This is a genomic window from Luteibacter sp. PvP120, from assembly GCF_054055715.1.
The window spans coordinates 374,111-400,813 of the sequence record NZ_JBSRXP010000003.1 but is presented as its reverse complement, the minus strand read 5'-3'; the positions used below and the strand labels follow the sequence as shown (position 1 = coordinate 400,813).

The 26,703-nt window shown below is 60.7% G+C and carries 27 protein-coding genes and 1 pseudogene; 12 read left to right on the top strand and 16 right to left on the bottom strand.

The window, feature by feature from the left end; translation table 11 throughout:
• Nucleotide 1: 1 nt before the first annotated feature.
• Complete coding sequence (locus tag ACVKN3_RS09040; protein ID WP_354514160.1) at nucleotides 2–640, bottom strand: response regulator transcription factor; 639 nt, start codon at nucleotides 638–640, stop codon at nucleotides 2–4.
• A 164-nt stretch (nucleotides 641–804) separates the two neighbouring features.
• On the opposite strand from ACVKN3_RS09040, the gene ACVKN3_RS09035 reads away from it, so the two are divergent.
• Both ACVKN3_RS09035 and ACVKN3_RS09030 read left to right on the top strand, forming a co-directional pair.
• Complete coding sequence (locus tag ACVKN3_RS09035) at nucleotides 805–2,763, top strand: YadA family autotransporter adhesin (RefSeq protein WP_354514161.1); 1,959 nt, start codon at nucleotides 805–807, stop codon at nucleotides 2,761–2,763.
• 199 nt (nucleotides 2,764–2,962) lie between these two features.
• A complete protein-coding gene (locus ACVKN3_RS09030; protein WP_354514163.1) occupies nucleotides 2,963–3,808 on the top strand; it encodes an N-acetylmuramoyl-L-alanine amidase in 846 nt (281 codons plus the stop codon).
• 245 nt (nucleotides 3,809–4,053) lie between these two features.
• Here ACVKN3_RS09030 and ACVKN3_RS09025 read toward each other — a convergent pair whose 3' ends face one another.
• From ACVKN3_RS09025 to ACVKN3_RS09015, 3 genes are all read right to left on the bottom strand, one after another.
• Nucleotides 4,054–5,748 carry a YadA family autotransporter adhesin gene (locus ACVKN3_RS09025; RefSeq protein WP_354514165.1) on the bottom strand — a complete coding sequence of 565 codons (1,695 nt, stop codon included), beginning with the start codon at nucleotides 5,746–5,748 and terminating at the stop codon, nucleotides 4,054–4,056.
• 343 nt (nucleotides 5,749–6,091) lie between these two features.
• Complete coding sequence (locus ACVKN3_RS09020) at nucleotides 6,092–7,762, bottom strand: serine hydrolase (RefSeq protein WP_354514167.1); 1,671 nt, start codon at nucleotides 7,760–7,762, stop codon at nucleotides 6,092–6,094.
• 399 nt (nucleotides 7,763–8,161) lie between these two features.
• Nucleotides 8,162–8,422 (bottom strand): hypothetical protein, encoded by a 261-nt coding sequence (locus ACVKN3_RS09015; RefSeq protein WP_285402418.1) that lies wholly within the window; start codon nucleotides 8,420–8,422, stop codon nucleotides 8,162–8,164.
• Between the two features lie 98 nt (nucleotides 8,423–8,520).
• Between ACVKN3_RS09015 and ACVKN3_RS09010 the strand changes: the two genes are divergently transcribed.
• Entirely contained in the window at nucleotides 8,521–8,964 is a 444-nt protein-coding gene (locus tag ACVKN3_RS09010; protein ID WP_354514169.1) for a hypothetical protein, read from the top strand.
• 33 nt (nucleotides 8,965–8,997) lie between these two features.
• Here ACVKN3_RS09010 and ACVKN3_RS09005 read toward each other — a convergent pair whose 3' ends face one another.
• From ACVKN3_RS09005 to ACVKN3_RS08995, 3 genes are all read right to left on the bottom strand, one after another.
• Entirely contained in the window at nucleotides 8,998–9,936 is a 939-nt protein-coding gene (locus tag ACVKN3_RS09005; protein ID WP_354514171.1) for an MASE1 domain-containing protein, read from the bottom strand.
• 401 nt (nucleotides 9,937–10,337) lie between these two features.
• Nucleotides 10,338–11,012 (bottom strand): alpha/beta fold hydrolase, encoded by a 675-nt coding sequence (locus ACVKN3_RS09000; RefSeq protein ID WP_354514173.1) that lies wholly within the window; start codon nucleotides 11,010–11,012, stop codon nucleotides 10,338–10,340.
• A gap of 143 nt (nucleotides 11,013–11,155) precedes the next feature.
• Nucleotides 11,156–12,076, bottom strand: a complete 921-nt coding sequence (locus tag ACVKN3_RS08995; RefSeq protein WP_036144633.1) for an AraC family transcriptional regulator — start codon at nucleotides 12,074–12,076, stop codon at nucleotides 11,156–11,158.
• A gap of 122 nt (nucleotides 12,077–12,198) precedes the next feature.
• Here ACVKN3_RS08995 and ACVKN3_RS08990 point away from each other — a divergent pair, with 122 nt between their 5' ends.
• The gene (locus ACVKN3_RS08990) at nucleotides 12,199–12,897 is read left to right on the top strand and encodes a DUF2306 domain-containing protein (protein ID WP_285402385.1); all 699 of its coding nucleotides are present in this window, start codon (nucleotides 12,199–12,201) and stop codon (nucleotides 12,895–12,897) included.
• A gap of 104 nt (nucleotides 12,898–13,001) precedes the next feature.
• On the opposite strand, the gene ACVKN3_RS08985 is transcribed toward ACVKN3_RS08990, so the two are convergent.
• The gene (locus tag ACVKN3_RS08985; protein WP_285402383.1) at nucleotides 13,002–13,589 is read right to left on the bottom strand and encodes a hypothetical protein; all 588 of its coding nucleotides are present in this window, start codon (nucleotides 13,587–13,589) and stop codon (nucleotides 13,002–13,004) included.
• A gap of 96 nt (nucleotides 13,590–13,685) precedes the next feature.
• Nucleotides 13,686–14,016, bottom strand: a pseudogene (locus ACVKN3_RS08980) (hypothetical protein); the annotation flags it as partial.
• A 115-nt stretch (nucleotides 14,017–14,131) separates the two neighbouring features.
• Here ACVKN3_RS08980 and ACVKN3_RS08975 point away from each other — a divergent pair.
• Nucleotides 14,132–14,575, top strand: coding sequence for a GNAT family N-acetyltransferase (locus ACVKN3_RS08975; RefSeq protein ID WP_354514176.1), 444 nt, complete (start codon nucleotides 14,132–14,134; stop codon nucleotides 14,573–14,575).
• 160 nt (nucleotides 14,576–14,735) lie between these two features.
• Here the strand turns inward: ACVKN3_RS08975 and ACVKN3_RS08970 are convergent, their stop codons facing one another.
• Complete coding sequence (locus tag ACVKN3_RS08970; RefSeq protein ID WP_354514178.1) at nucleotides 14,736–15,347, bottom strand: TetR/AcrR family transcriptional regulator; 612 nt, start codon at nucleotides 15,345–15,347, stop codon at nucleotides 14,736–14,738.
• A 475-nt stretch (nucleotides 15,348–15,822) separates the two neighbouring features.
• Between ACVKN3_RS08970 and ACVKN3_RS08965 the strand changes: the two genes are divergently transcribed.
• From ACVKN3_RS08965 to ACVKN3_RS08945, 5 genes are read left to right on the top strand one after another with little or no spacing between them, the layout of a single operon-like run.
• Nucleotides 15,823–16,326: a paraquat-inducible protein A gene (locus ACVKN3_RS08965; RefSeq protein ID WP_354514180.1), complete on the top strand. Its 504-nt coding sequence runs from the start codon at nucleotides 15,823–15,825 to the stop codon at nucleotides 16,324–16,326.
• Nucleotides 16,326–16,946, top strand: a complete 621-nt coding sequence (locus ACVKN3_RS08960; protein ID WP_456991627.1) for a paraquat-inducible protein A — start codon at nucleotides 16,326–16,328, stop codon at nucleotides 16,944–16,946. Before ACVKN3_RS08965 ends, ACVKN3_RS08960 begins: the two co-directional genes overlap by 1 nt.
• Entirely contained in the window at nucleotides 16,943–18,610 is a 1,668-nt protein-coding gene (locus tag ACVKN3_RS08955) for a PqiB family protein (protein ID WP_354514184.1), read from the top strand. Before ACVKN3_RS08960 ends, ACVKN3_RS08955 begins: the two co-directional genes overlap by 4 nt.
• Nucleotides 18,607–19,242 carry a PqiC family protein gene (locus ACVKN3_RS08950; RefSeq protein WP_354514186.1) on the top strand — a complete coding sequence of 212 codons (636 nt, stop codon included), beginning with the start codon at nucleotides 18,607–18,609 and terminating at the stop codon, nucleotides 19,240–19,242. Before ACVKN3_RS08955 ends, ACVKN3_RS08950 begins: the two co-directional genes overlap by 4 nt.
• A gap of 36 nt (nucleotides 19,243–19,278) precedes the next feature.
• A complete protein-coding gene (locus tag ACVKN3_RS08945) occupies nucleotides 19,279–19,554 on the top strand; it encodes a hypothetical protein (protein WP_354514188.1) in 276 nt (91 codons plus the stop codon).
• A 305-nt stretch (nucleotides 19,555–19,859) separates the two neighbouring features.
• On the opposite strand, the gene ACVKN3_RS08940 is transcribed toward ACVKN3_RS08945, so the two are convergent.
• Nucleotides 19,860–20,726, bottom strand: coding sequence for an NmrA family NAD(P)-binding protein (locus ACVKN3_RS08940; RefSeq protein ID WP_354514190.1), 867 nt, complete (start codon nucleotides 20,724–20,726; stop codon nucleotides 19,860–19,862).
• A gap of 159 nt (nucleotides 20,727–20,885) precedes the next feature.
• Between ACVKN3_RS08940 and ACVKN3_RS08935 the strand changes: the two genes are divergently transcribed.
• Nucleotides 20,886–21,794, top strand: a complete 909-nt coding sequence (locus tag ACVKN3_RS08935; RefSeq protein ID WP_354514192.1) for a LysR family transcriptional regulator — start codon at nucleotides 20,886–20,888, stop codon at nucleotides 21,792–21,794.
• A gap of 52 nt (nucleotides 21,795–21,846) precedes the next feature.
• Here the strand turns inward: ACVKN3_RS08935 and ACVKN3_RS08930 are convergent, their stop codons facing one another.
• From ACVKN3_RS08930 to ACVKN3_RS08910, 5 genes are all read right to left on the bottom strand, one after another.
• A complete protein-coding gene (locus tag ACVKN3_RS08930; RefSeq protein ID WP_354514194.1) occupies nucleotides 21,847–22,062 on the bottom strand; it encodes a hypothetical protein in 216 nt (71 codons plus the stop codon).
• The gene (locus ACVKN3_RS08925) at nucleotides 22,059–22,370 is read right to left on the bottom strand and encodes an MFS transporter (RefSeq protein ID WP_354514196.1); all 312 of its coding nucleotides are present in this window, start codon (nucleotides 22,368–22,370) and stop codon (nucleotides 22,059–22,061) included. The genes ACVKN3_RS08930 and ACVKN3_RS08925 overlap by 4 nt, the downstream gene beginning before the upstream one ends.
• Nucleotides 22,371–22,568: 198 nt before the next feature.
• Nucleotides 22,569–23,246, bottom strand: a complete 678-nt coding sequence (locus ACVKN3_RS08920) for a hypothetical protein (protein WP_354514198.1) — start codon at nucleotides 23,244–23,246, stop codon at nucleotides 22,569–22,571.
• 579 nt (nucleotides 23,247–23,825) lie between these two features.
• Complete coding sequence (locus ACVKN3_RS08915; protein WP_354514200.1) at nucleotides 23,826–25,130, bottom strand: peptidoglycan-binding domain-containing protein; 1,305 nt, start codon at nucleotides 25,128–25,130, stop codon at nucleotides 23,826–23,828.
• Between the two features lie 41 nt (nucleotides 25,131–25,171).
• Nucleotides 25,172–26,011 carry a DUF4189 domain-containing protein gene (locus tag ACVKN3_RS08910; RefSeq protein ID WP_354514202.1) on the bottom strand — a complete coding sequence of 280 codons (840 nt, stop codon included), beginning with the start codon at nucleotides 26,009–26,011 and terminating at the stop codon, nucleotides 25,172–25,174.
• Here ACVKN3_RS08910 and ACVKN3_RS08905 point away from each other — a divergent pair.
• The gene (locus tag ACVKN3_RS08905; protein WP_354514204.1) at nucleotides 26,004–26,564 is read left to right on the top strand and encodes a hypothetical protein; all 561 of its coding nucleotides are present in this window, start codon (nucleotides 26,004–26,006) and stop codon (nucleotides 26,562–26,564) included. The two genes, ACVKN3_RS08910 and ACVKN3_RS08905, sit on opposite strands and share 8 nt — an antisense overlap.
• The last annotated feature ends 139 nt before the right edge of the window (nucleotides 26,565–26,703 follow it).

Here is a 26,703-nt window from a genome sequence, read left to right as displayed (position 1 = left end):
TCTATTTTAAATCGTGAAGTACTGACGTCAGCTCGGCGTCATTTCTCACTCCCAGCTTTCTCATGGCAGAGATTTTCTGGTTACTTATGGTCTTGGGGCTACGTTTAAGGCGGACGGCAATCTCTTGAAGTGATAAGCCGCTCGCCGTTAGCCTGGCCACGGTCATTTCCTTATCCGTAAGCCGATTCGGGATGGGCTTCGCGCGGTTGAGCGTGATTTGGAGCAGCTCTTTTGCGACCGATTCCGGAACCGATAACTGACCCGCGTGAACCTCTCGTACGACCCGGGCGAGATTCGAAAACTCACTTCGATTTTTGCCGATGAATCCGGAAGCTCCGAGATTTATGACGGCGGATACGACAGACGGCGATGTGTGTGAGCTGAGAAGCAGCAACTTGACTTGCGGATACATTCGGGAAATTCGTGATACCAGTTGCAAGCCATCCGGCATCGGGTCATCAGCGAACTCGAAGTCGCATACAAGTACGTCGATCCGGAATGTTGAGAGATTGTTGAATAGTGTGTAGATGTCCCAACACACGAACTCGACTTCTATCCCCTGGTACTTTCGCAATTCGCTTTCAGCGCCAAGCGTCACCACCGGATGATCGTCAGCGATCCCCACCTTTATTCTAAGCATGAAGCACTCCTTTTTCTGGCGATCAAGAATAGCGTCTTCTCGCTTCGTGTAATCACGAAAGGTCGCGTTTGGGCCATGTCCCATCCTCTTTTGGGCCATCGCCCATGCGCGCCGTCGGCTCTGTTGTTCAGACTACTCGTCATCTTCCACGAGGTGACACAGGTATGAAGCGCAACTCATTCACAGACCCATCGACCGGCGCACAGGTCCCATCCCCTTACTCGAATGCCGCTTTTTACAAGGCTCGACCATTAGCCTCCGGCTTGATTGCGCTAGCTGTTCTGGGCGGAACGGCGCTACTCAGTCCAGTCCACGCCAAGGGCTATAACGCCGGCATTGTCCAAACGTTCGGTTATGGCTCGCAAGGAGCCTCGCCATATTGCAATGTGACAGCCTACAAGACGTCGGGGCAGACTAATTACGGTTATGGTGGCACTGGTGAGTCCCAGGACAATTTCAACGCGGGTGGAACCGGACGCGACTCGCGCAATTACTACGGTCAGTCCACGTTCTGCGGGTTTAGTGACGCGGCCAGCCAAACTAATCGTATCTTGACGTGGGCTAACGACGAAGACTCCAACGTTACCAATATGAGCGTGGGCGGCAAGCTCTACGCCAACGGCGGGGCGACGCTGAACAACGCTGATATTCACAACCTTTCCGTGAGCGGCAACTTCTCCATGCCCTACCTGTCCGTCACCAGTAAGGAGGCTTCGGGTACGGCAAGTGCCGACAACGCGGTAGCGCTGGGTATGGGAAGCACCAATGCGGCGGGGGAGCGTTCGGTCGCCGTCGGTTACTCAGCCTTGGCACAAGGCGATGATAGCCTCTCGTTCGGCGCGAGTAGTAGTGCTATCGGGCAAGGCGCTGTTGCTATCGGCAGCAAAGCCAAGGCCGTGAATGCTTATGACGTAGCACTTGGGGCGGGCGCTGTCAGCTCCGCGGTAGCAGGCGTGGCCGGCGCGGACATCGGCGGCACACGGTACACGTTTGCCGGTGCCAATCCCGTGGGTGCCTTGAGCATTGGCGCGCTTGGCTCTGAGCGACAACTCCAGAATGTGGCAGCTGGCCGTCTGACTGAGTCCAGTACCGACGGAGTCAATGGTTCCCAGCTCTATGCGACGAACCAAAAGGTCGCAGCTAACTCAAGCTCGATCACGACGATGGAAACCACCCTCAAGACGCTCAGTGGCAACAAGGGCGACAAGGGCGACAAGGGCGACAAGGGCGACAAGGGCGACACCGGTGGCACCGGCGACAAGGGTGGGGCCTCTGGTGGCGATTCAGGTGGCACGGGTGGAAATGCCGGCGGCAGTGGCGGCTCGGGTGGTGACGCAGGTGGCGCGGGCGGTGAAGCCGCAGGCACTGGCGCCGGAAAGGGTGACGCCGGTGGCAGTGGCGGTTCAGACGGCTCCAACACCGCGGCCGGTCCGAGTGACAATGGTAGCTCCGGTAGCTCCGGTAGCTCGGGTACCACGAGCAACGGTGACGTTGTGCACGTGGGTGACAATGGCACGTCAACGGCCGCTGGGTCAGGTGCCGTCGCTGACAACACCAATGCGACCGCGATTGGGTCCGGGTCCGACGCGAGTGGGTTGAACTCCACTGCCGTGGGAGCGGGTACATCCGCCACGGGGGCCGGGTCGGTGGCGATCGGCGCAGGTGCAAGCGCAAGCGCCTCCAACAGTGTGGCCATTGGTCAGGGGTCGGTTGCCGACCGCGAAAACACGGTCTCTGTCGGTTCAGCGTCTAACGCACGTCAAGTCACGAATGTCGCGGCGGGTACGCAAGATACCGATGCGGTGAATGTTGGCCAGATGCGTCAAGGGTTGGGGCAAGTGCAGGACTGGGCGCGTAGCTATACCGACGGGCGCATCCGGCAGGTCGACGAGCGAGCCAGTCGCGGTGTGGCAGCAGCTATGGCGATGGCGGGTCTCCCGCAGGCCTATCAGCCTGAGCAAAATGTCGTGGGCGTGGGCATGGGCGCGTTCCACGGGCAGGCCGCTATCGCGGTGGGCTTGTCGTCGGTCACCGCGAGTGGTCGCTACCTGTTCAAGGCTAGCCTCAGCCATAACGTCGGCGGCAATACCGGCGTATCGGTTGGCGCGGGTATGGTCTGGTAACTGCGCCGCCAGCCGCTGACCAGGTAGTCACCAGGAGTCGAAGCATAGCCATGAGAAGGTGGCGATGATGCCACGGCCTTGCTTCGACTTCATCTAACTGACGCAGCCGATGCGTCGATACTCCCAGCCAATATGCCGGTCGAATCGTGCGGGTATCTGAATAAAAGCATCAGATGACACCGGCGCATGAGAATCGAGAATGAACCTAAAAAAATGGCTCATGCTTTTTATCGTATCAGCGGCGACAGCCGCATGCGCAAGACTTCCTGCTGTAAAGGATCGCGGCACTTATTTCGCCGACGAGTCACATCCATCGCAAAGTCAAAATGAGCGAATTCGTTTTCTTATCCTGCACTATACCGCCGAGGACGATGCCGAGTCTTTGCGACTCCTCACTCAGGGTAACGTCAGTGCTCACTACCTGATACCCATAAAGCCCTCCTTGCTCGGGCGCAAGCCCGTCATTCTTCAGCTGGTCAAGGAGGATAAACGTGCCTGGCATGCGGGTATCAGCGCCTGGCATGGGCGAACCAATCTAAATGACAATTCCATTGGCGTTGAAATAGTCAACAAGGGCTTCCTTGAGGACAAGAATGGCCAGAAGCTGTGGTTTCCATTTAACGATGATCAGATCGCGGCTGTCGCGGCGCTCGCACGTGACATTATCGACCGATATCACATCCAGGCGGAAGACGTCCTGGGTCATAGCGATGTCTCGCCATTGCGTAAATTCGACCCCGGCCCGCTTTTCCCGTGGGGTAAGCTGGCTGAGTTGGGCATTGGCGCATGGCCTGATGCAGCAACGGTAAATCGCTATCTGGCAGAACGACCGCCTTCAGCGTGGGTCGATGTTCGATCACTGCAAGCGGCTCTTTTGAACTACGGATATACCGATATGCCGCAAACCGGTGTTCTAGACGACGCAACGCGACGGGTCATCAGCGCTTTCCAGATGCATTTTCGTCCGAGCGATATCAGCGGAGCGCCTGATGCTGAGACATACGCTCTGGTGCAAGCACTTCTGGAAAAATATCGAAAGACATGACGTGTGGCGGGGCGACCGCCATGCGCGACGACATAGAGTAGTGACAGTGGCGTGTGTGGCCGCGTCCTGCCTACTGGACACGCGTCGTATGGCAGCATTTACAACGTATTTCCAGCCTGAAGCGGTCAGGGGTAAATAGGTCGGTTCACCACGGCGGCCTGCGTCCCGATAATTTGTCGCGAATGCGACGGGTGTCGGTTGCAGCGTCGATTGACTGTGATCCGCCGTGGTGAAACCCTATACATCTACCAGCCGAAGCTCATGCCAACGGTAGCCGCACTATCGTGATCACCAGCGAGCGATCCACCTACCAGCATCGCGCCGCCCCCGGGAAGTCGTTGCGTGAATCCCATGGCGACAGCTCCTTTGCCGCGATACGAGCCGACGGCTGCACTTACACGGTGCTGTGTTGGGTCAGCTGCGGCGATCGCGCCGGCCATCCCGCCTAAGGCTGCGCCCATGGCGCCGACTCGAGACAGTCGGTCGTCGAGTTGAGACGTCCGCTGTGCTATCTCGTCCCTCAATTGAGTGACGTCACCTTGGGTGGCGAGGCCCAATGTCTTTCGATCGGTATAAGCCGTAGCAGCGCTCAAGGTCCTCTGGTCTGCCTGGTCCGCATAGGACTGCGCGGTCGCAATGGCCTGATGGGTTGAATCGTCGACCTGTCCAACCGTTGCCGCATCGCTGGCGCTTACACCTGCCGAGACATTGGTAATACGGCGTTGAACTCCATTTCCGCCAACGGAAACCACGTTCCTGTCCGTGGCTACTGAGCCAGCACCCAACGCTACCGAGCTATCAGCGCTAGCCTGCGCATTGGCCCCTACAGCGACACTCCCGTTGCCTGATGCGGCGCTTCCTGAACCGAGTGCCGTGGCCAAATTGCCCGCATGCGCGCCGTCTCCCAACACTGCCGAGGCGATTGTCCCTGAAGCACCTACTCCCAAGACCGCGCCAGAAGTCGACACCGCAGCCCCCTGGCCGATGACGACAGGATTCAGCGTTGAGGGGTCGTTCGTCCCGTTAGATGCAGATGCCTGCGCAGCCAGTGCGGTGAAGGCATCGTACACCGTGTTGTACGAGCGCCCGGACACATTGAAAGAGGGCGCACTGAGTCCACCACTTTGCGTGACAGCAGTGGCTCCTCCAAATACCTGTGCGATGGATCCCAGGCTGTCGTTCAACTGGCCGCCATTCACCGCCTGCATACTGCCTGCTACCAGGGACCCTGGGGCAACGTTGTTGAGGACCGCGCCGTTCGTTCCGGTGAAATCCACGCGCGGTGTACTACCGGGAGTGTACTGAACAGTCCTTGCGTCCAACTGTGTCACCTCGTTCGAAAGGGTGTTCAGTTGATGCATGTTCGTTGCATCTGTGTCCTGAACGCCATCGGCGACGTTGACCAGCTGCCGTTCGTTCCCTGCACTACCGAACGACACGGTGTTTGCTCGTACCGCCTGGGCATTGGCGCCAATCGCCACGGCATTTATAGCGGTCGATCGTGCTCCTGTTCCGAGAGCGATCGAGGCGGTCGCGGACGCTGCCGACCCAGCACCAACGGCAATTGACTGATAAACATTGGCGAGCGACGCACTGCCCAACGCTATGGCTTGCTGCGCATCGGCTATCGAGTTTGCGCCGATAGCTGTGGCACCGATGCCAACGGCGAACGAGTTAGCGCCGGACGCGGTTGTACCCTCACCAAGGGCTGTACTGGCGTAGCCATATACCGTACTGGCGTCGCCTGTCGCGCTGCTTAGATCGCCGCATGCCGTGGTGTAGGGCTCGGTAGCTGATCCAGCTCCTGTGAAGGTGCCCGAACGGCATACCACCTGCCCGAACGCAGCACTTGGGGATAGTGCCCATGCTAAGAATCCAGACAAACAGAAAGCAGCGGTCGGAAGGATTCTTGAACGGCGTGGTTCTCTCATGATTTTCATGATTTCTCCAAATTTATCAAACTTCCTCGGCGCCTCTACGGCATCCTTATCTTGATGATTTCGATCCGAGGAATCTTGCGGTCGGCAGATAAATGAGTTCCAAAATCAAAAAAATGATGACCAAAATCGGCACCAGCAAAGGAGGGCGCGTATGTGCTCGTATTGAGGCGGGCATCGGTTTGCTGTTGCTGCTCAACACCTCTAATCCATTGCTTCGGTCCGGCTCAAGTTACGGTCCAGCGGGTGCACACCATGACGACTTCGTGCTGAACTCGTAGCTCATGCCAACGCCGGAAACGACGGCGTTGGCAAATCCGACCGCAAAGAGACCCGACCCCGGATGTCAGTCGCCACCCAGTTTACGAAGATGCTCGGCTGCATTGCGGTTACCGGGATTCAGCTGCAACGAACGGCTATAGTTTTTAATAGCCCCGGCTCGATCTCCAGTTTCCTCAAGAATTTCGCCCAGACTGTCGTAAGCGTTCCAGCTATCAGCGAAAAGCACGGTATTCAGGCGAAGAATAGCGATTGATTGCTCGGGCTGTTTTTGCTCCAGGAGCTTGTATCCCCAAACATTCAGCTCGTCTTCTTTCGGCAGGAATGAAGGATCCTTTGCCTTGAGGTCGGCGACGACTTGTGGCGCACGCTCGAAGCCCCGTTCCAGCAAGGCGGCGCGCAACGTCTTGAGGGTCGGCGACAGTCCGAAACCATTGGACGCATGCATGTCTGGAATGTAGTAGGCGGCCACTTCATCGGCGAAGTTCTCGGGATCGGCGCCTTGTAGATTGGTCAGGATCACCACCGAGAGGTCGTCCTTGGGATAGACGAAGAAGGTCGAGCGCATGCCGCCAATGGGCCCTGCCGCGGGATGCTCAGCCCGCATCGTCACCGGCCAACCCAGGCCTGAACCGTTTAGCAACGCACTCATTCCGCCGGTGGTGCCATCGTTGAGAACCACGGAGGTCCATAGCGCATCGAGGCTCGATTTGTCCCTAAGCAGCTTGCCTGATTGAAGTGCGACCAACCACTTCGCAATATCGGTCGATGTCGACACGATCCCCGCGGCTGTCCTGAAGTAGGGGGCGAACGAGACGTAGATCGCCGAGAGCCTGTCGCTCTTCTTCCATACGCCATTGACGTTTTGAAGGTAGGAATAACCGCCAGCCGAATGCGGAATAACGTCGGACGAATCTCCAAAGCGGGTATGGATCATGCCGGCCGGTTTGAACTGCCCGTCCTCGATGAACTTGGCGAAGGGTTCGCCACTCAGCTTGTCGATGATCTTGCCAAGGATGACGTAGCCAGTCTGGTTATAGCGGAAGCGTTCGCCGGTTTTGAACTCCATGGGAAGCGTCTTCACGGTAGCCCATGCAGAAGCCTCGCTACCGTCGCCGATCAGATCTTCCTTCTCGTCGATGATGTTCGGCAATCCCGAAACGTGCGCGAGGACCTGCCTGACGGTGATTGCGCTCCAGGCAGGCGGCAAGTCGTCAAGGTATGTCGATATCGGATCGTCCAGCTTGAGTTTTCCGGCCTCCACCAGTTGCATGATCGCGACACCTGTAAACGCCTTGGTGCAGGAGTTGATCGAGAAGATGCTTTCATCCGAGGCGGGCACGCTGTTCTCGACATTCGCGATTCCGTAGGCGGCCGTCTTGACGATCTTTCCATGGCGGACAACAGCGACTTGAAGGGCGGGGATGCTCTCCTGGCGCATCTTGTCCTTGAGAAAGGTTTCCAAGCCGTTTCCGGGAGCGACACATTGCGCATGTGCTGGGAGTGAAAGGCACAGGCAGGCAAACAGAATCGTGCGTTTCATCGTGGACGATCGCCTCGAGAAAAATATCTCTTTCGGGTCTGGTGAACGTGCTGGCGAACGCCTGATAAAAGGGGACGCGGCGATGTGCTTGGCCACGGTGGTATCTGCCATCTTGCCGTAGTCCATCTTCAATAGCGGGTTGCCTCTGAAAGGTTGCCTCGATGGCGTGTGGCGAGACTGAAACGTCATTTCCATCTGCTGATTCCTGGGCGATACCCGGTGCGCTGTGCTCCGGGAGCCTCATCGTTTCAGCAAGCTCCATGCCAGGTTAAGAGGCGGCGTTTCCTTATGCGGGAAGCCGGCCATCTGTCCACGGTCCGTCCGTAGTCTGTACGCGGACAAAGATAGGCAGGCCGTCTGGCCTCGATGCGGCCTTGTAAATATCGGGCACCAGTCGCGAGAAGTGAGACGGACCAGCGGTTTACTGAGTTCCCCGCCTTCGTCGACGCAAACCCCTATGAAACCCATCATTTCCTTGGCGATCACTGCCCTCAGCCATCGGTGCAATCTCGCGACCGGTTTGTCGCCCAAGCATGGTGATCGGTGCCTCGATCAAGGGGTTGCATACAAAGACTCCGCCTCGAGAGTCGCACATCACTCAAGCGCTTGATCCAGCGCCAGGGACAACGTTTCCAACGCGCTTTTGAGTTGCTGTTCCGAGCTCCGGCCACCCAGATCCACCTCCAACCGATGGGCCGCGCTCCGAACGGCATCCAGATCGTAGATAGCGGCCAACGTTTCGATCATCCGTGCCCGGTGCCGAGCTTCTGCAAGGTCACGGTCTACCACGGCCTGGCGGAGAGCGTCCGCTTCGTGGAGCACTTCTGCCAACGGGGAGGCATCGGCGTCTTTCATGCGGCTTCCTTGCTGAAAGTGGGCCTCCCGTCCCCATGCACCGAGCACATCGCCCGGATGCGTTTTCTTCTCCCCAACCGCACCGCAAAGGAGTTCGTATGCGCTTGTTCCATCGACATGCCCTGGTGACCTTCGTTTCTACCCTTATGGCGGGCGCTGCCGCCGCTACAACGCCGCCTCCTGTTACGGGGCTAGGCCAAGCTTGGCCGAATGCGCCCGACGTCAGCGTCAGCCCTAGTTTTCATGCGTATCGGTTCGATAAGCAAGGGGTACGCTACGTCCAGATCAATGACGGCAACGGCACGGTGCGAGGTGCGGTGGCCTACATCGCCGGTCAGACGCTGGAGTTGCCGATCGGCACCGACGCCAGCCGGTGGAGCGTCGCAGCAGCGCCACTATCGGCTGCGTCGGGCGTAACCGTTTACAAGGACGATGGCATGACGATTCACGCGGCGCCGCAGCCGGACGGCACGATGCAGCTTATGCTGACGCCGTCCGAATGCCAGGCGCATCCGGAGAACTGCAGCAATAAGGGACAGTGAAGCGCGTAGGGCGTTCGTTGCGGCGCCTTGCCTTCAGTGCTTGACGAGGTTCGCGGTCGGTAGTGGCCGCGACACCTTGGCACCGATGGTCAACAAGCCGGACAGCACCAGTGCCAGGATGACCTGGGCGCGCAGCATGACCGGATCCACGAAGGCCGTGCCTGTCATGGCCAGGGCTACGCTGGCTGCGAAGCCGCCAAAGGCCGTCCCGTGCCAGCCGTGGCGCCACGCCAGGGCGACGGCCGGCCAGATGAGCCCGAACCGAGCGACCTGCAGCACCGTGTCGTCGCCGGTGGTGATGGCCAGGATGACGAGGGCCGCCAGCACCGGAACCCACAGCAGCACATCCCGCAGCAAGGGGCTCTGCCAGATCGTCGCCCAGGTGACACGGGGGAGTTGCCGTGCGCGTTCGTTCAGCGCCAGGATGATCGGGGTCAGCGTGAGCCCACCCAGAAAATGGCCCAGGGTGTAAGCCCAGAACATGTTCGTGAGCGACAGGTGCGGCCAGGCATCCGGGGTCCGGAGCATCGTGGTCGCCAACGTCGTGCAGGAGAGGGTGGCGCTGATCAGTGCACACGCCAGAGTCGCGCCCAACAGCAGCGGCATCCGCAACTGGCGTCGGTCGTCGTAAAGGCGCCAGCGTAGGCGGAACGGCTTCATGACGGCCATGAACGGCACGATCATCGGCACCGAAGCCGATACGGCCCACGGAATGCCGAGGTCGTCGGCAGCAAGCCACGCGTTCTCGATGGTGGGCAAGGCCTCTCCCAGTGCGAGCGCCGGCCAGTAGCGAAGGGGGAGCAGGAACAGGCAGGCCAGCCGCAAGCCGGTGGTGGGTGACCAGTGCGGGAACGTGACGTGGCGGACGACCTCATATACGGCCGCGTAGGCCGCGGCGATGGCGAGATGTTGGCCACCCTTCAACCAAAACGTCCGAGGCTCATCGGGTGGTTCGTTTGCGCTTCCCTTCACACCCATCCCCTAGGTCTGTCTGCCGTGGTCCATGTCCGCCTCACTGATTCGATCAAGGATGCCACGAGTTCAGGTAATAATTGGATCGTGGCAGCTCGCCGATGGAAGAGGTTTGCCGATTATGCGTGTGGATGATCGCATATTGCAGGTGTCAAGCCACGGCTGCCTTGGGACGCCAAGTTGATCCCGAGGCGATAGTTCCTCACCTCCGGCCACGCATCACGTGAGCCGGCCAAGGCGAGGGCGCGATGGGGTGGGCCATGTTCCAGGCACAAATACCGAGAGTTTGACACTGCGATCAGCCGGTGCCACATACGGACTGGTCCTTGATCATGGCTCGCAGCGCTTCATCGTCTTCAATGGCCTGGATGGCGTGCTGCGTGACGTGGCAGCCCGGGTGACTAATAACGACTACAAAAGGCACCGCGATGCCTGTCCAGATCAGCATCGGCGAATGGCAATCGGCGCCCGTCAAAAACGCCTTGATCGAAGTCGAAGAAGATGTCCTCGCGCCCCACCACGAGCTCTTCCGTCACGGCGCGCACGCGACAGAAGTTGTTGTGCCATAGAAAATCGTTGAGCGGGCGCTCGTCGGGGATGAGCGGCGGCGAGACGGCAACGCCAGGTATGATGGCCTCCCCCAACGCGATGCGCGCGATTCGTTCGGGTTGGTCCGCGGCCATGGCGTAGCCGACCCACATGCCGCAGTCATGCCCGACCATGGCGAACCGTTCCCACCCCAGTGCTGTCATCAAGCCGAAGAGGTCGCGACCGATCGTTCCCTTGTCGTAGCCCCGATCGGGCTTGTCGCAGATGCCGAGGCCGCGGGGATCGGGGACGACCAGCGTGAAACTCCTGGCCAGCGGCAGCATCACATCGCGCCATAGGTACCAGTTCTGCAGCCAGCCGCCCAGAAGCAACAGCGGCGGACCCTCGCTACCCACAACGGCGTGGAGTTCGACCTCGCCGGTGGGGATGCGGTAGCTCTCGAAGACATCGCCGAAACCATGGGGAAGCGTGGGAACGCCGTGCACGGAGCCGAAGCCGTCGATGCGCGGGAAGGGCAGGAGGGCCATCGAGCAAGCTCCCTATCTGTAGTGATCGATAAGGGCTATATAGCGAGCGCTTTGATCGCGTCGCGCGATCGCGCCATGTGTGGTTATCGGGATCGCATCGCTTCAGTCGTCACAGCCGCGGACGCCTCGTAACGTCGACAAGGTCATGGCTTGGCGGCTGCCGATCGCGCGCGGTATTGGCTGGGCGAAGCATCGTAAGTCCGTTTGAACGCAACCGCGAATGCACTTTCGGACGCGTAGCCGACAGACATGCCGATAGCCCCAACGGACAGGGTGGACGTCACCAGACGATGCGACGCCAGTGTCATGCGCCACCGGGTCAGATAGTCCATGGGCGTCTCGCCGGTCACTCGTTCGAAATGGGCGGCAAAGCTGGAGCGCGACATGCGCGCTGAGGAAGCCAGCTCTCCGACCGTCCACCGGTGGCAGATATTTCCGTGCATCGCCGTGAGGGCGCGGGCGAGCGGCGGCACGCCGAGTGCTGCCAGCCACCCCTTCTGCGTGTGCCCCGCCTCGAGGTGCGCGCGCAAGGCTTCGATCAAGAGCGCCTGCGCCAGGTGTCCAGCGAGCAGATCGCTTCCTGGTCGAGGTTCGCGCAGCTCGATGACGAGACGCCGTACGCTGGCCTGAAGCGCCGCCTTGTGGTCATGAGAGCCGATATGGACCACCGCTGGCACCGCCGAAAGCACGGCCGCGGCGTGTGGGCCGCGTATAGAAAAGAAGCCGCCGATGCCTCGACAGAAGCCGCCTCCATTCAGTTCGGCGACGTGGCCAGGTGGCACCTTCGTCAGGACCGGGATGGCGTCTTGCCAGATCATGGGAGCGCCTGCGTAGAGCTGCATGGCGGACCCCCCTTTCACCAGAACCACATCGCCTGGGCCCAGGGTAAGAGGGGGGCTGGCGTCGTGCAGGGCCAGTTGGCAGGTGCCCTCATCAATGGCGAAGCATCGAATGCCCTCTGCCGGCGGGAAATCAAGCCCCCAGTCGCGCCCTGCGTCCAACCCGCGAAATCCGTACGAGTTGATTTGAACGAGCGTGAGGATGTCGGAAAGCGGGTCGGTCATGTTTGGACGATCGCGATAGATGTTTCGACCATCTAGCATGGGTTTGGCCGCGTAGCAAAGGTACTGTTCCGTCTGGAAGACGTGGCAGACACGCCACGGCTTGGCGCACGGCCGAGGGCCGCATGTTCATCCCGGGAGACAGCTTCATGATGTTGGCGGATAGATCGCAGGCAAGCGCGTTGGCGACATCCACGCGATCGAAGTACGCATGGGGGATCCTGGCCGTAGTGAGCGGCGCCGTCGCTCTGGCATCCTATCGCTATCTGTTCGATCGAGGCCCGGTACCACCCGGGGTCGCAGCCAACCGGCATGTGCATCCATGGCTGATCGTGCACGCGACCGGTGCCGCCACGGCGCTGCTCTGCGGGCCGTTCCAGTTCATGCGCCGTCTTCGCCTGCGTCATCCAGGATGGCACCGCGCGACGGGACGCGTTTACGTCGCCGGTTGCATGGTCGGAGGTGTCTCCGCCTTGTTCCTGGCTGCCGGGATATCCACCGGGCCTGTCGCCGGCGCGGGGTTCGGCGCGCTAGGCAGCGCCTGGATGGCTACAACCGCGATCGCTTTGCGCAAGGTGCTGACAGGACAGTTGGCCGGGCATCGGCAATGGATGATTCGTTCGTTCGCCTTGGCCCTGTCTGCGGTTACGCTACGCCTCTACCTGCCTCTCTCGGCTGTTCTGGGCCTGGACTTTGTCATGGCATATCGGACGATCGCGTGGCTGTGCTGGCTACCCAACCTTGCCGTGGCCGAGTGGCTGATCAAAAGTCATCCGCCGGCCGTCGGGCACGAAGGTGATCTCGAGTTCCATCGACCCGCCTAGGCGCGCGCTTCGCGGGCACATTTGCCGTGCGTCACCCAGGCCACTGCGACGATCGCTGTCTTCGATGACATTTATGGCTATGGACATGGCGGCCATAGAAGGTATCAGCCAGGGGTTGGCAGCTCACCTTCGCGTCGGCAAATTTCCCGCACCAGGAGATCGGACAGCTCAGCCGGCTGGTCGCCATGGGCCTCGACAATCGGAACTGCCCAATCACAACCCGCAAGGCGGAAGTGCTGCCTCCAGTCGGACAACATCAGGAGCTCATCGGTTCTCATGCGCCTCGATCCACCCCTCTCACCGTGTCCGCCGCCAATTGACTCGCCGACATCGAATAGCGTGTCACTGAACGGAAAGAGGAAGACGCAGTAGACGTGATGCGTCGGATGGGTCGGCGTGGGTGCCTGGTTCTTGTAACTCAAACGAAGCACCTGGCGATCCAGGCCTTCCTGCGCAAGAGGCGTTGAGTTGCGGTAAAGGTAGCTGGCAGACAACTCACCGATCCCGGCCCAGCTGACGGCATGCGCCGTATAGGACAGGTTCTTGAGTCTGTTGGGATAGGCTAGTGCCGGCCAGTTCATGCTTTCGCGCGCCATACCGACGTCGAACAGTCTGTGTTCGGCGCCAGCAAACGCGATGACCAATTGCCAGGTTTCATTCGGAACGACGCGCTCGAGCCTGGGTGGTGTCATAAGGGGCGCCTTGTTAGGTATTCACCATCCGAGTGCAGAGGTGGCTGAGACCGAGTGCAGTCGACGACACACTGCGAGGCGCACGGATGTTGAGCCTCAACGCTTGGTCGCCGCGCGACGGTACACGCCGTTGAACGTGACGTTGGCGCCGCCGCACTCCTGGTTGTCCGATACCACCAGCAGTTCGCCGAGCAGGTGCAGGCTAACCTGGCAGGTGTCTTCCTTGACCTGTATCTTTTGGCCTTCCGGATAGCCGCGTGCGGTGACAGCCCCGAGGTGCGGGCCGCCGGGAGTCTGCTGCGGGTCCGGATTGGCGCTGTGCCAGCAGGACCACGTCGTCCTTGAGCACATAGCCGCGTTGCCGGCATACCGCCTCGCCCTTGGCTGGGCAACCGTCGTCGTCGTTGAGAAAAAACAGGCGCGGTACCTGAGCGGTCGGCCTACCATGGCTGTCAGTCGTGTTGATGGCAGAAGCCGCAACCCTCCGGGCTCTCGATTAGAATAGCTGCGGCATTGTTACTGCCACCTAGGAGCACGAAGTCATGCCATCTGACGTTGCCATCATCCTCACTGATTCCCCAGGCGCCGACGCTGTTCAGCTGATCTCGGAGGCCTTGGATCAGTTCAATACGGCGGTAACGCGTATCGCGGACCGGGAGCCGGTGGCCGTGCTCGCTATTGATCCCGAGACGAATGAAGTGAAGGGCGGTGTGATCGGGAGGACTTCGCTGGGGATGCTCTTTATTGATCTCTTTTTTCTACCCAACGAGTTGCGAGGAAGTGGTCTCGGAAGCCAGATGCTCCGCGCTATAGAGGATGAGGGCCGCAGACGCGGCTGCCGTTCTGCTGTGCTCTACACGATCACCTTCCAAGCGCCGGCATTCTATGTGCGTCATGGCTGGACCGTCTTCGGAGAGGTGCCATGCGACCCTGAGGGCACAGCGCGTGTATTCCTGAGCAAAGACTTATTGGCCGGTCATCCCTAGGGGGGCACTCGATACTGACCGAGCAGTGTGTGCATCGGCTACATCTAACCGCTTTTTGCATCGGATTTGCCAGATCAATCGCGCGGCTCCCGGCAGCATTGCTCGGCGCCATTTCGTCCGGTCACTCTGGGTTCGCCATCGCGAGCAGTCCTATGGACCGTTAACCTGACGTCTGCGTCTCAATGCTCTCAAGGTAAGCCAAAAGAGCGGATGGAATCGTCTTGAGGATGTATTGAGCATTGAGATGCTTGCGATCCTTTGCAAAGAGAAGGGTGCCTGAGGCCAGTGCATAGAGGACTTCAGCAACCTTTTTCCCCCTCAGGCTTCCGATCCTTGCTGCCATCACGTCTGTGAGAAGCAATTGGAATCGATCAGGCCCTTCCTGATCATGAAATCGAAGGGTGATCAGAGCGTCGGGATGGCGAGCGAAGTAGTGAAGCGGCTGACCGAAAAGCGCCTGGATCATTTCTTCCGCCGGCATCGATCGCCATCGCTCTTTGCTGATGCCATCGCACTGCTTGAAAATGTCTTCAAGGGCGTCCGCGTGACGCTGCGCCAATTCGTCGAGCAATTGCTCTCTGTTCCTGAAAAAGTGGTACATCGAACCCACTGATGAACTGGCCCGTTGAGCGACCGCTTGCATGGTCACACTGTCCACGCCTCCCTCTGCGATCAGCGCGGCGGTCGCATCGAGGATCGCCTCCTGTCGCTTGCGTCCGCGCTCTTGCTGCGGAGCCCGGCTTGCCCGGTCGTCGTGGAATTTTCTCGTCATCAAACTGGCCACTCGTAATTCAGCGCTTGCCCTCGAGCATCCAGTAATGCCGACGGCAGGAGGCGCAACTGTTGCAGACCGGCTTCGGTTTGTCTAGAATCCATAACTAGAGCAAAATATCTAGTTAAATGTCTCTAGTTAAGTTACTGGCTTTCAGTTTGGTGGCCCTTACCGGGTCAGCAGGCTAGCCGATATGGCTTTTGGCCAATCGAAATGCAGAAGAGGGATAGTGAGTCATGGCGCGAGCCGGGAATCGATCGCACACTTGCAATGCACTGGCTGCACCGTCGCTAGGCGATGGGCGGGTACGTCCCGCTCTGTCGTCACTTCGGAGTTCGCCTGTGTGACCGCCCAAACGCTGCCTTCGTTGGTGATCTGCGAGCATTGCGATAGCGTCTACCACCGCACGCGTCTCGTTCGGGGCCAACGCGCCCGTTGCGCTCTTTGCGGTGCTCCGCTTTACCGGCATTCGCGCGTGCGCCCTGAAACGATCCTGGCGCTCTCGATCGCGTCCGGCATCGTCTTTGTGATCGCTAATGTCTATCCCCTGGTCGAGATCAGCCTCCAGGGCATGGTCAACGGGGCCACTTTGTGGCAGGCCGTGATAGCGATGGCGTCGGGTGAGGCCGCTCCCATCGCGGTCCCTGTAGCGCTTTGCGTGATCATCGTGCCCGGGCTGCAGATCGCGTTGCTTGCATGGATGTCCGCATATGCCACGGCAGGCAGGTCTGCGCCCGCGGGCGCCGGCATCATGCGTTTGCTGGCCCTGCTGCGCCCGTGGAGCATGATCGAAGTCTGCGTCGTGGGCATCCTGGTGTCCATCATCAAGCTCTGGAGCTTGGCGCACGTGAGTCCAGGCGAGGGCATATGGGCGATCGGAGCGCTCATGGTGCTTCTCCCGCTCATCGCCGGGCGTGACCTGCGCGCGTTGTGGGAAACGCTTGACCCGCGGCAGTGCGAGGAATCGGTGCCTTCGTGATGCTTCCTCCGCAAGCCAGTCATATGGGGCTGACGCGTTGCCATATCTGTGGCATGACATGCGTGAATGATCGCCCAGGCATCGGCGATCTACGGTGTGGGAGATGCAGAGCACCTCTGCACGGCATGCGAGCGGACCGCATCGGAGCCTCTTGGGCGCTCCTACTGGCCGCACTGATCTGCTACATACCGGCCAACGTCATGCCGGTGATGTACACGCAACTGCTCGGCAATGGTAGCGAAAGCACCATCCTTCAGGGCGTCGCTGAATTCTGGCGTAGCGGTTCATACGGTATTGCCTTGGTCATTTTCATCGCCAGCGTGGTCGTGCCGTGCACGAAGTTCGTGACCTTGGGTCTGCTTCTCGTCAGTGCGCAACGCAAGACGCCGTGGAAGCGTCGGGAGCGCGCTGTCCTGTACCGGTTGGTCGAAGTGGTTGGCTACTGGTCGATGCTCGACGTGCTCGTGGTGGCGGTGGTCGCCGCTTTGGTCAAGTTCCGGGCGTTGGGCGATGTCGAGCCTCGCGTGGGGATTCTCTTCTTTGGTGCTGTGGTGATTTTGACGATGCTGTCCGCGATGCAATTCGATCCGCGTCTTAACTGGAGCGGGGAAGATTCATGAACCCGTCCTTTCCTAGTGAGCCTGGAACGCCCGTCGTTTCCACTCGGCGTCGCCTGCCGTCGCTGGTTTGGCTCGTGCCGACCGTGGCCGCCGTCATCGGCCTGTCGATGTTGATGCACGCGTGGCTTTCGTCCGGTCCGGTGATCACGATAGATTTCATGACCGCGGCCGGCCTGGAGGCTGGAAAAACGCCCGTCAAGTATAAGGACGTGACGGTCGGCATGGTGTCTGCTATTGACTTGAGCCCAGATGGCTCTCGTGTCGTGGCGACCGTGCAATTGGATCAGAGCGCGGCTAGCCTTGACCGGGTGGATTCCCGATTCTGGGTGGTTCGGCCGCGCATTGGCCTCGGCGGGGTCTCTGGTATCGACACGCTGTTGTCGGGGGCGTACATCGCTGTGGACAAGGGCAATGCTAATGCCTCGGGTAAGCGCTTCCTCGGACTGGAGACGCCGCCTACCGTGACGCACGGCTCGCAAGGACGCAGCTTCGTCCTTCGGGCCAGGGACCTTGGGTCGATCGACGTCGGTTCTCCCGTCTACTTTCGCCGGATCCAAGTCGGTCAGGTTGCGTCGTACCGGCTCGCTGAGGACGGCCGGCAGGTTGACCTGCAGGTCTTCATCAATGCGCCATACGATCGATTCGTCACGTCGGCGACGAGGTTCTGGAACGCGAGCGGGGTGGACGTGTCATTGGGCGCGGACGGCCTCAAGCTCAATACGCAGTCGCTCGCCACCGTGATGGCCGGTGGCATCGCCTTCGCGACGTTGGTGCACGGTGGCGCCGAGGTTCGGGCGGTGTCCGGGGCCGTCTACGACCTGGCAAAGGACGAAAAGGAGGCCATGGCGTCGACCGATGGACCCGCCCAGTTCTTCCAGTTGGTCTTTGCGCATTCGTTGCGGGGGCTGGTGGTGGGGGCGCCGGTGGAGTTCTTCGGCCAGTCGATCGGTGAAGTGGCTTCGGTCCGGTTGGACTACGCGCCAGGCAAGCAGAAATTCGTCACCGCAGTCGGCATCAACGTCTACCCGAGTCGATTGGGGAGTGTGTTGGAGAAGCTTCCAAAGTCCGCCGGAGATACCGAGCGGCGCACGGCGCAGTTTCTGGCCGGGATGGTGGCCCATGGCCTTCGCGCCCAAGCCCGCTCGGGCAATCTGCTGACCGGCCAGTTGTACATCTCGCTCGACTTCCTGCCCCGGTCACCGCCGGCGAACTTTGATGTCGACGCCCGGCCACTCGTACTGCCCACCGTGAACGGCGACTTGGACCAAATCCAGGAGCAGATCGCGTCCATCGTGGGTAAGCTGGACAAACTACCCTTGGAGTCCATCGGTCAACACGTTGATGCGAGCTTGAAGGATCTTGATGAGGTGCTTCGCCAGCTCCATGGTCAGGTGCTGCCTGAAGCGACCCAAAGCCTGAAGCAGGTTCGTTCGGCCCTGGGCGCCGCCCAGGGGCTGGTGGATCCGCAAGCGCCGTTGCAGCAGAACATCGGTCAGACCCTGGAGCAGGTCCAGCGGGCAGCACGCTCCATCCGTGAGTTCCTCGACATGCTCAAGCGCCATCCGGAATCCCTATTGAGGGGGCTGCCGAAGTCGTCCGCGCCGTCGGTCGCCGCTCCGACCGACGACACCCACCCATCGCAGATCTCGAGGACGGTGCCATGATTCGGATCGGACGACTGACCTGCGTCGGCGCGCTGGGGCTGATGCTCGGCGCGTGCGCTTCCGCACCGGTCCGTTACTACACCTTGCTCGGAAGCGCTCCCCCGGCGCGCTCGCCCACGGCAAGCAACCTCTGGGTGAACGTCGGCCCGGTAGGCGTGCCTTCGGATCTGGACCAGCAAGCGATGGTCGTTCGCCAGAGTGCAACGCGGGTGGATGTGCTGGACAGCGAGCAGTGGGCGAGTCCCCTTGGCGAGGAAGTGCGAAGCGCGGTTTCGGCGCAGATATCCAGCCGGCTCGGGGCGCCCGACCTGCACGGGCTGGCGGCCGCCGACGGCAAGCCCGGCGTCAGGGTGAGCATTCAGTTGCGGCGGTTTGAGGCCTGGCTGGGGTCACGCGTTCTGCTGCAGGCAGACTGGGCGCTCACATACGTTCGGGACGGCCGCAGCGATTCGGTCATGTGCAGCGGGCAGTTCGAGGCCGCCGCAACCGATACCTATCCCGGCTTGGTTCACGCCGGGCAGCAGGTCGTTGTGCAGATGGCCGACCGTATAGCGAATCGCATCGCCGATCTTGAGCGTCACGGCAACGTGAGCGCCGCGCCGTGCAACGGTGGAGGAAGGACACTTGAGTAATCGGCTCGGCGATCCTTCTAACCATCAGGAGGAGACATGATGACTGCGGTCAGTCGCCGTATCCTTGCGCTTGCCAGCCTCATCGAGCCCGATCCGACTGCTGCGTGGCAATGGTTCATGAGCACGCCCCTGATCACCGCTGGAGGAATGACGGCATGCGAATTGCTTTTTGCCGGGCAGGGCGATCGGGTGATCGCGTTCTTGCGCCACGCGCTGATCGATCAGTTCGCCGAAACCAAGATCGTGCCATTTCGACCAGCGCGGAGTCCCACGAATCGAATGGATTCGAGTCCGCGCTGTTCTGCTTTTTGACGGCGCCGGTCCACATCGCCCGAGCGGGCAGGACATCGCGAAGAGGTCCTTGCGTCGTCGTTGACGCAGTGCCCGGGCAGTGATGCGATTAAATCGCACCCCAAAATGTGCGCTAAGTCACGCGGGGTTGCGTCCGACTTGCCCGGCAGACTGCTCCGACGTCCGAGCGATCACGGGGAAGTCCATCAAATCCGGGCAAGCTCAACGGGCTATGAGCGTGAGAAGGATCTCGCCGATACCAGCCAGGTATTCCGTGCGCTAGATGGGTCAGCGAGGCTCGGCGAATGCAAATGGGTATGGCTCGTTCAACCTTTTTGGATGACGAGTTTGGTAATGGCTTCCTCCAGGCTAACCGCGCCTTTTCGAGCGTGTGCACCTTGATCTTTGAAGTCGATCCAGCCCTCGTTGAAGCCGTCAATCATTTGCATTCGGGGCAGGGGGTTATGCATCCCTTGCTCACGGAAGATGGATTCCCACTGATCGCACGGCACGGCAACGGCGCTTACGCTTCGTCCGAGTGCGTGGCTCAATGCCTTAGCCATCTGAACGGGTGTCACGCGGGACGACGCTTCAAGTTCAACTACCCGCTGTCCATTCCAATCTTCCAAGAGAAGCTCGGCTGCGGTGCGGCCAACGTCTGCTGTGGAAATCATGGGGATGGCACGGTCCAAGGGCTGCAGATACGAATGCAGGATTCCCTCATCCCGGGCTGCCGCCACATCCCACTCGGCGTTTTCGATGAACCACGCTGCACGCAAGTACGTGATCGGCAGGGCAACCTCAGCGAGGGCGGTTTCTACCTTCCCCAATGCGTTCAACAGGTTCGGCTGTTTCGCGTCGGCGCCGATCGTTGAGAGGACCACCACCTTCCGCGGCTGCGCTTGGACAAGCGCCCGACGAACCGCTTCGATGCGCGGTTGCAGCGCCGAGAAAGACAGATCAGTGTCATAAAGCGGCGGAAACAGGATGAACGCGCCCTCGACGCCGGTCAGCGCCTTTGTAAGATCCTCTGCGTCTTCGAGGCTGGCTACGGCAATTTCGCACCCTTTTGCCGCCCATGGGGCACCCCGGTCCTCGTTTCGCACGATGGCGCGGACGTCGTGCCCTTCGCCAAGCAAGGTATTGGCCAGTTCGCCGCCAACGCGACCGGTAATTGCTGTAATTGCAAACATTTGGAGCTTTCCTACGAGGTTGATGACATCGGGACACCGGTGCCAATGGGATGCCGCTTCAGGGGCGAGCCGAGCGTTCAACTGTAGGCGCCACAGCCTATTTGTGATTAGATGCACTTCAGTCAATCTTGCTTTGCGTTTTTTCACAAAAGGCCCCCCATGTCCATCGACGCACGCCTGCTTTCGGGGGTAACCGTTCTTGCTACCGTGGTCGAGCAGGGCAGCTTTACCCGGGCGGCCGCACTTCTGGGGCTTTCCCCTTCGGGCGTCAGTCGGGCCATTTCGCGGCTTGAAACCCGGATGGCGGTACGCCTCATTGCTCGGTCGACCCGTGCATTGCGCTTAACCGCAGAGGGTAGCCGCCTGTATGAATTGGCTGCGCCACACCTCGCCGCCATCGAAGAGGCGGCAACTGCGGCGTCTCGCGACGCTGCAGAGGTTGCTGGATTGCTGCGCGCGAGTGTGGCCGTCGCCTTCTCACGCCAAATTTTGACCGCAAAGCTTCCAGAGTTCGCTCAGCGCTTTCCCGCTCTCGAACTGCATATCAGCCAGCACTCGGATGCGGGAGACCTCAATGCGGATGGGCTTGATGTCGCTGTACGGTTTGGTGACCAACCTTCATCGAGCATGATCTCTCGGCGGCTGCTCGAGACGCGGGTGTTGACCGTAGCCTCACCGCACTATCTCGCGGCTCATGGGCGGCCGAGTCACCCGACGGACTTGGCAGGTCACAATTGCCTCCAGTTTCTGGATCCGCAGAACGGCCGACCGTTCGAGTGGGAGTTTCAACGGGCCGGAGAGACGATTTCAGTGAGTACCGCCGGTAATCTCACCTTGTCTGACGCCGGCACTCTGGTAGGCGCGTGCGTCGCCGGCAGCGGCATCGCACAGGTCCTGGCATTGAGCGTTGGTGATGAGTTACGAAGCGGCCTTCTCGTTGACCTTTTCCCTGATTGGCCAGGCGAGACATTTCCGCTTTACATCATTCGCCCATCGCGACGATTCACTCCACTGAAGGTGGAGAAATTCGTCGACTTTTGCCTCGAGATCGCTCAAACGGCAGAGTGAGGTCCGCCCTCCGCCTCATGCTGCCAGCTTATGCTAAGCACAGCGATCAATGTCAAAAAAACAACGGTAATTTAGTCGCTGTTTCTTCGGTCAGGCGGCCGCGCAGGAATCCATTAACCGACGTGCAGCCCAGGTTGAGAAGGTGAAGCCGCTGCCCATCCGTCTCCAGGCTTTCGGGTAACGTTTCGAGGCTCAGCCGATCGCCGAACATGACGGACGCTTCGGTGATGGCCGCTGCTGCGAGCGACGTAGCCGGGCGGCGAATCACGGCCGTCGGCGAGCCGAGAGCGCAACGAGCCAGACCACCAGCGCGGCCGAGGCGAAGCTTCCGCCCAGCAGCGTCGCGGCAAACCAACCGCCTCGGGCGAAACAGGCTGTGGCTCCAATCGCGCCAAGCCCGTTGCCAGCGGAGTAAAACACCATGTAGCCGCCGATCAGCCGACTGCCGATGTCCGGGTGGCGCGCCAGGTGCGTGATTTGGCTCGAGACATGGACGGCCTGTACCACGAGGTCGAGCAGCGCGACGCCTGCGACGAGCGAGGCAATGGAATAGGCAGCCGTGCGATCAGGATCCAAGACCCGGCGAGCATCACGAGGCCGACTCCGGTGCCGATTTGGTCGCGCAAAGCGTCTATCTCTGATGTCGAGGCACTGCGCCCATGCACGCCAGCAGTCCCCTGCGAGCCACAGCTGTATTTGCTTGACCACCTGAGTGCAGAGGTGGCTTGGACGGACTGCAGGGGGCGATCACGCTGTGAGGCGTGCGGATGCGCCTCAGCGCTTGGTCGCCGCGCGCCGATACACGCCGTTGAACGTGACATTGGCGCCGCCACACTCCTGGTTGTCCGATACCACCAGCAGCGCGCCGAGCAGGTGCAGGCGAACCTGGCAGGTGTCCTCCTTGACCTGCATCTTTTGGCCTTCCGGATAGCCGCGTGCGGTGACAGCCCCGAGGTGCGGGCCGCCGGGAGTCTGCTGCGGGTCCGGATCGGCGCTGGGCCAGTAGGCGTTGCCGTTGACGGTCACACTGCCGTCGCCATTGGCAAGCAGCTGCAGTTGGTTGTCGCCGTCATGCCATTGGCCATTCCAGTCCTGTGGCTTCGGGTCTGCAGCTGTCGGCAGCGGTTGCACGTTGGACGTCGCCACCCAGCCAGCGCTGCCGCCTACCTTGTTGGGGTAGAACGCGCAGACATAGGTGCCTTGGCGCTGTGCCAGCAGGACCACGTCGTCCTTGACCACATAGCCGCGTTGCCGGCATACCGCCTCGCCCTTGGCTGGGCAGCCGTCGTCGTCATTGAGGAAAAACAGGCGCGGTGCCGCGACCTTGGCAAGCGAGAACCCTGCCGTGCTCATGGGGAAGCTGCCGTTGCGGCACATTGCCGTGTCCTCGTCCGAAGCGGCATGCGCCGCTGCGGGAACCGCCAACAACGCCAACAGCAAGGTCTTGTGCATCACAGTGCTTCCAGAGGAGAGGATGTCAGTTTAGACCATGGTCGGTGAATCGGTGGCGAGCAACATCACAACGTGGGTCTTGCAGGTGGAGGTTGTCTTGGCCTATCGGACAATTACGTGGCCGTGCGGGCTGACGAACCTTGCGGTGCGACCATCGACGTACTTGTCAGTGACGTCGGCCTGCCCGGTACCATGAATGGTGATCAGACGGGCGACCTAGCTCACTTAAATCGGCCAGAAATCCGGGCGCTCTTCAGGATTCCGCACCGTCTGAAGCACGTTCTGGACAGCCGGATGTTGTCCGGGACGTGGCCCTTTCTGATCAAAGACGAAGTGTCTGTCTTGCAAGCGTTCCTCACCCCACGAGGCCTGGCATCCCTTCCTCCGCCAGGACCTGGCAAGGAATAAGCCGAAGTGCAGGATGAAACCAGTGTCGCCTGACAAGTCATGCCAAGCGCCGTCTCAGGTGACGCGGTCACGGCTTCACGTCCTCAGTCCGGTCATGAACAGCATCCCCTTTGAAATGTTCGAAGGCTGCCAAGGAGGGCGGAGCCAGCAACACCGGCCCCGCCGGACCGGTCACCTGACAATAGATGGGCCGGCCGCCTGCTGCGCCTGGTCCTGCTGTTGGCTTTGCTGCTGTTGCTGGGCCTGCAGCTGTTGCTGCGCGTTGTTTTGCAAATGCATCGCCGCTTCCTGACTACTCTGCGAAAGCGGGGTCTGGATGGCCTGCATCACATTGACTTCGGCCAGTTGCTTGAAGGGAGAGTTGAGCTGCCCCTGGACAGCCCATGCCCTGCTTGCATCGTCATTCAAGACGACATGGTCGATGCGCTGCATGCCCGACGCCAAGGCGGAGGTTGTGAGGTGGCCGGCGAAGTTCTGCGTGTGCGGACCGGGCGCGCGACCCTGGCTCTCGTCAATGCCGGCGACGCAGGCATGCGCCTGCTCATACATCCCGTTGGCGGGATGGCGGGCATCGAGAAGGCTCGGGACGGGAGGTGCTGCCTGGGCGTGCGCCTTGGCCTCGGCAATGGCCGCCATGGTCGTCGAACCGACCACGCCATCCGGGTTTAGATGGTGCGCCGTCTGGAAGGCCTCGACGGCTTCCTTGGTCTTTGCACCGAAGTGCTTGTCCGGGTGAATCGTGCTGCCGTCGTTTGCGGTAAAGCCAAGGGCTGCAAGGTCGGTCTGGAGCGCACCAACGGCAGCGCCGTGCCCGCCCTGTCTGAGGGCATGGGATGCTGCGGCATGACCGGGGGCGTGTGCGGGTGATTCGCGGTGGGCCGATGGATGGGAGGCCTTGAGTGCAGCGACCTGTTCATCCGTCATCACGGGCGTTGGTGTGACGGAGCCAGCTTTCCAGCCTTCGAAATGGGAGATGCCATCGACAAGTGCCCCGAGCTCCTTCTCGGTCATGTCCTTAATCTTCTTGCCATGCAGGTCCTGGCCTTCAGAGGCGGCGACCTTGTGGATGTCCTTTGCCTGTGCGTCGTAGTGAACCGGTCCGCTGTAATCCTGTGTCGAGTAGCCCCGAATCATTTCCTCAACGGTGTGTCCGGGGTGGGCTTTCAGGATATGGGCCATCTGCGCCGCACGACCGGCATCGTAGTTCTCGAAGACGACGTTCCCGTGCTGATCGAGGTCCACGACACCCTTGTAGGCATGTTTGGCTGTCTCGAGCGCTTCCTCCTTGGTACGGTGGGCGTGTGAGTTTTCCTCACTGCCAGCAAATTCGAGCTTCAGGTTTCCGGGGTTGTTATTGCGCCAGGACACCGTTCCTTGCTCGGCTGATAACCACGTCTTGTCTTCGAGCTCGTAAATCCGGGTGGCGCCATGGCTGGCGACCAGGCGATTTACTTTCTTATCCGAAATAACGTCCATATTCTCTCCGTTTCATAGGCCGGTCGGACATCAAGGGTTGTTCAGCGAATACCGGTCGAACAATCCGTCCGTACCTTCTCGCAACTCTTTCCGCCAGCGGCATTGCAAGCGCTCATCGCCTTGGCCGTTGCAGCGTCCTCGTCTTTCGGGTCGGGCGTAGCTGCACCGAACGGGCGCGAGGATGCATCCCGCACTAGGGAAATGCAGCCGTCCTGTGCTTGAACCAGGACGGTGCAGTCTTTGGGATTGCAGTCCCCGGACTCGCTCTTCCACATGGCGTCAGTCGAGGCGTTTCCATGCTCGAAGGAGAACTTGTTTCCTTTGCTGTGGTTGATAAGGATGGCGTTGAGAAACACCGGCACACTCCACTTTGCATCCAGGTCCTTGGCCAGGCCTGAAGCGGGCAGCTTCAACTTCTCGTTCCGGCCCTCTCCCTCACCGGCCACGAAGGTCTCCCGCGTTGCGCTCGCCACGTGCCAACCGTCGCTTTTGCGGACAAGGTCCATCAGGGTCTGGGATGACTTCTCACCAGCATCGAACTGCTCGATGAGGACGTGCCCGGGGGACACCTTGACGTGCGCGGGGTAGAACGGGTCATCGTGGAACTGGCTGCATTTTGAGCAGGCGATAATTTTGTCACTGGAAAAGTCCGGGACGAACTTGCCGCCTTTCTTGCCGAACATCACCAGTGTCCGGTGTCGGACATCGTCTTTGTCGGGTGTGGTCTCGAAGACGGCCACTGCGTCGGCATTGGGCTGGTCACCGCTGGTGGCAAAGGACAGCAACTTGGTGCCTTTGGGCGCTGCGGCAGCGACCTCGGCCGGGGCCGACGGCAGGGCTTTCGACGGTGAAGTGGCAAACGCCGGTGCAGTCGTGACCATCAGTGCCACCGCTGCCAATCGGAAAATCCTTGCCATTGCCAACTCCAGGTGGGAAAAAGGGGAGGATAAACCCAGCAAAAGCGCGATGGAACTGCGGAAAGGGAGAGCCAGGGTCGCGCTCATTGGCCACCGCCAGAAAGCCTTCCGTCTCGCAAAAAGTTACGACGCTGCTTGGCGCAGTGACGATGCCTTGGCTAACGCCGAGGTCGAATCACCGTCAGCCGAACTCTTGCGCATCGTCAATGGCGATGGACAGCCGCTCGATGGCTTGCCCGATGCCGAAGCCCGCTTTGCCGCCATGACCCATGCCTTTGTTGTCTTGCTCGCGGACAGCCGTGCCGTGCCCATGCTCGCCCGCCACGGCATTGACCGGGTGGCACTCGGCCGCTCGACAAGGCTGCCTGCCAACGGCCGTGCCGAGGGTCTGGCGGTGCTGGAGGGGGGCGTCCTCGCCGGCATCGCAAGGAGCTTGCTGGACGATACAGCCCTCGTCCGCTGGCTGTCGGGCCATCATCCGTCCGTGCTGGCCGCACTTCACCGCGCCAGTGGGTGAGCGCGGGATGGCTCGGCGGTAGGGACATGAATGCGGGACGGGGGAGGTAGCGCGAGGCCGGTCCAGACACATCGCTATTAGAGCAGGACTGCGTTCGATGGCGCTGCGTAGGATTTCCCCTACAGACAGGCCGGCCACC